The sequence below is a fragment of the Bradyrhizobium sp. PRIMUS42 genome (genome assembly GCF_023006515.1).
Taxonomy (GTDB): domain Bacteria; phylum Pseudomonadota; class Alphaproteobacteria; order Rhizobiales; family Xanthobacteraceae; genus Bradyrhizobium.
The window spans coordinates 1-3,169 of sequence record NZ_JALBGZ010000713.1 but is presented as its reverse complement, the minus strand read 5'-3'; the positions used below and the strand labels follow the sequence as shown (position 1 = coordinate 3,169).

4 protein-coding genes and 1 pseudogene are annotated in these 3,169 nt (G+C 65.4%); 3 read left to right on the top strand and 2 right to left on the bottom strand.

Annotated elements, in window-relative coordinates; genetic code table 11:
- Positions 1-231, top strand: a 231-nt coding sequence (locus tag MOV75_RS32355) for an NfeD family protein (RefSeq protein ID WP_247007348.1), incomplete at its 5' end; no start/stop codon positions are given.
- A gap of 115 nt (positions 232-346) precedes the next feature.
- On the opposite strand, the gene MOV75_RS32350 is transcribed toward MOV75_RS32355, so the two are convergent.
- A complete protein-coding gene (locus tag MOV75_RS32350; RefSeq protein ID WP_246931407.1) occupies positions 347-688 on the bottom strand; it encodes a helix-turn-helix domain-containing protein in 342 nt (113 codons plus the stop codon).
- A gap of 71 nt (positions 689-759) precedes the next feature.
- On the opposite strand from MOV75_RS32350, the gene MOV75_RS32345 reads away from it, so the two are divergent.
- A complete protein-coding gene (locus tag MOV75_RS32345) occupies positions 760-1,314 on the top strand; it encodes a carboxymuconolactone decarboxylase family protein (protein ID WP_246931406.1) in 555 nt (184 codons plus the stop codon).
- 236 nt (positions 1,315-1,550) lie between these two features.
- Here the strand turns inward: MOV75_RS32345 and MOV75_RS32340 are convergent, their stop codons facing one another.
- Positions 1,551-2,558, bottom strand: coding sequence for an SIS domain-containing protein (locus MOV75_RS32340; protein ID WP_246931405.1), 1,008 nt, complete (start codon positions 2,556-2,558; stop codon positions 1,551-1,553).
- Positions 2,559-2,751: 193 nt separating this feature from the next.
- Between MOV75_RS32340 and MOV75_RS32335 the strand changes: the two are divergent.
- A pseudogene (locus MOV75_RS32335) lies at positions 2,752-3,169 on the top strand (hypothetical protein); the annotation flags it as partial.

Here is a 3,169-nt window from a genome sequence, read left to right as displayed (position 1 = left end):
CGCCGCCTCGCCCGGCCGAAGCCGGATGCGAGCGCCAGCCCCTTCCTCAACAGGCGTACCGAGGCGCTGCTCGGGCGCGAGTTTACTTTGGAGAAGCCGATCATCGACGGCAGCGGCACCGTGCGCATCGGCGACACGGTGTGGCGCGTGGCTGGGCCCGATACGCCGGCGGGGACGCGGGTGAAGGTGGTGCAGGTGGATGGTGCGAATCTGACCGTGGCGGCTGCGTAGGGCGCCGTCATTGCGGGGAGCTCTTGCGACGAAGCAATCCAGAATTTCTCCCGCGGAAAGATTCTGGATTGCTTCGCTGCGCTCGCAATGACGAGGTTGTTGGCGCAGCGTCGTTTCAATAGGCATTGGTCTTGCTGCGCCACCTTTCCGCAAACCGGTGCAGCGGCATGAACGTCTCGCACAATTCTCGCCCCAGCGGCGTTAGTCCATAACCTCCGCCTTCGCCGAGCTCGACGAATCCTGCTTCGCGCAACTCCGTCAGCCGCGCTTGCAGCACTGTCGGTGAGGCCTCGTCGCAGGCGGTGCGCAATGCCCGGGAGGTGAGGGGCTCGCCGCGCAACTCCCACAATATTCGCAGGCTCCAACGCCGGCCGAGCAGGTCCAGCAGCGCCATGATCGGCCGTCCGGTGCGCGATCCCCGCGCTGGACGCGTTTTCGTGTTTGCCCGTTCCGACATCGTCGCCCCTTGCGCATTGCTACAAAAAATGTAGCGTACTGCTACGATAAGTGTAGCAAGAGAGGCAGCCAATGTCCCAAACCACGCCGCGCATTGCGCCGCTCACCCCACCTTATCCCCCGGAGATCCAGGCGCAGTTCGATCGCATCATGCGCGGCGCGCCGCCGCTGATGCTGTTCCGGGTGATGGCGGGTCAAAGCCGCGCCTGGGACAAGTTTCGTGCCGGCGGCCTGCTCGATCCCGGTCCGCTGTCGCTCCGCCAGCGCGAGATCGTCATCGACCGCACCTGTGCGCTGAACAAATGCGAATATGAATGGGGCGTGCATGTCGCTGTCTTCGCCGGGCCTGCAAAGCTCACGGAGGATGAAGTGCGTGCGACGGTGCGGGGCGATGCGTCGTCGTCGTGCTGGTCACCGGGCGAGCAGGCGCTGATCGCAGCGGTGGACGCCCTGCATCACCGTGCAACATTCATGGACGAGGAATACGCGGCTCTCGCGGCACATTACGACGAGGCGCAGATTCTCGAGATCATGCTCTTGTGCGGCTTCTATCGTACGGTGTCGTATCTGGCGAACGGGCTGCGGTTGCCGCTGGAGGAGAAGGCGGCGCAGTTTCCAGCGGTCTAACCGCCGCCATAGCCCTTGCGACGAAGCAATCCAGACTGCTTTCGCGGCGGCAGTCTGGATGCTTCGCTACGCTCACAATGACGGTGGAAAGGAACGCGCCACGCTCTCGCTGTCATTCCGGGGCACGCGAAGCATGAACCCGGAATCCATCGAGCGGCAACCTCGGAGATGAATGGATTCCGGGTTCGCGCCCAAGCGGGCGCGCCCCGGAATGACGAGCGGAGAGAGCGCGCGCCTTACGCCACGCCCGCCCGCAGCAGATCGTGCAGATGCACGATTCCCACCACCTTGCCCGCCTCGGTCACGACCAGCGTCGTGATCTTGCTTGTGTTCAGCACCTCGATCATCTCGGTGGCGAGCATCGAGGGCGGGACCGTTTTCGGCTGCTTCGTCATGATGTCGTCGACCGATGCCGTCAGCAGGTCGGGGCGCATGTGGCGGCGCAGGTCGCCGTCGGTGATGATGCCCGCGACCTCGTTCGCTTCGTTGACGATGCAGACGCAGCCGAGACCCTTGGCCGACATCTCGACCACGGCCTCCGACATCTTGGTGCCTTCAGGCTTGAGCGGGATCTCGGCGCCCGTGCGCATGTAGTCGCGGACGAATTTCAGCATTGCGCCCAGCTTGCCGCCGGGGTGGAAATGCGCGAACTCCAGCGCGGTGAAGCCGCGGCCTTCGAGCAGCGCGATCGCGATGGCATCGCCGACCGCGACCTGCATCATGGTCGAGGTGGTCGGCGCCAGATTGTGCGGGCACGCCTCGCGCGCCTTCGGCAGCTCGATCACGATGTCGGCGGCTTGTCCGAGCGAGGAGGCCGCGTTCGAGGTCACCGCGATCATGGGGATGGCGAAGCGCGCGGAATAGTTCACGACGTTCTTCATCTCCGGCTGCTCGCCGGACCAGGACAGCGCCATGATGACGTCGTCGGTGGTGATCATGCCGAGGTCGCCATGACCGGCCTCTGCGGCGTGCACGAAGAAGGCGGGGGTGCCGGTCGAGGCCAGCGTCGCGGCGATCTTGCGCCCCATGTGGCCGGATTTGCCGAGCCCGGTGACGATGACGCGGCCCTTGGAGTTGCGGATCAGGTCGACAGCCCTCGCAAACGTCTCGCCTAGCGGGCCGCGCAGGGCGGCTGCGAGCGCGTTGATGCCGCCGCTCTCCGTCTCCAGCGTGCGGAGCGCGGATTCGATGCTGTCAGGGATGGGGCCGGATGATGCGGTCATCAGCGGTTTCGAACTCGGCATGCTCTGGTCCAGGGAGGAGGGCGCGTTCGCCCGGTCGGCGCCTCATTAGCACGCCGCGGCTCTGGAGGCGACGAGCACACCAGAAGCCTCAACCGGTCATTAACCATAATTGTTTTAACTCCATTAACGATGGTTCCCGCCAGCCGGTGGGCGTCATTGCGAAAGTGTTTGATTTCGTTGGAGTTATTCGATCGTGGGGTCGTCTCCAGGCACCAGCCGGAGCAAACGCGCGCAATTCCTGTGCGCTGCTTTGCCGTGCCTTGTCCCCTGCCTTGCGCTGACGGCCCTTGGAAGCGCGCCCGCGGCCGCCCAGAGCCTCACGCCCGATTTGTTCAACCCTAACCGCGGCGGCTTCGCCTCGCCGGACACGCTGCCGACACGCCGTACGGCGGGCGTGCCGCAGGCACCGTCGGATGCGCTGCCAGCGCTACCCGATCCCAATGCCGATCCGCGAAAGCGCCAGCAAACGCCGGCAACCTCGCGCATCGGCCAGGTCCCGACCTATGGCCTTCCGGCCGCCACCGGCGCGAGCGGCTCCGGCTACGACTCGCTCAACCGCAAGCGACAGCAACCCAAGCTCTACCCAGGCCAGCCGAAGCCGAAGCGGTCTG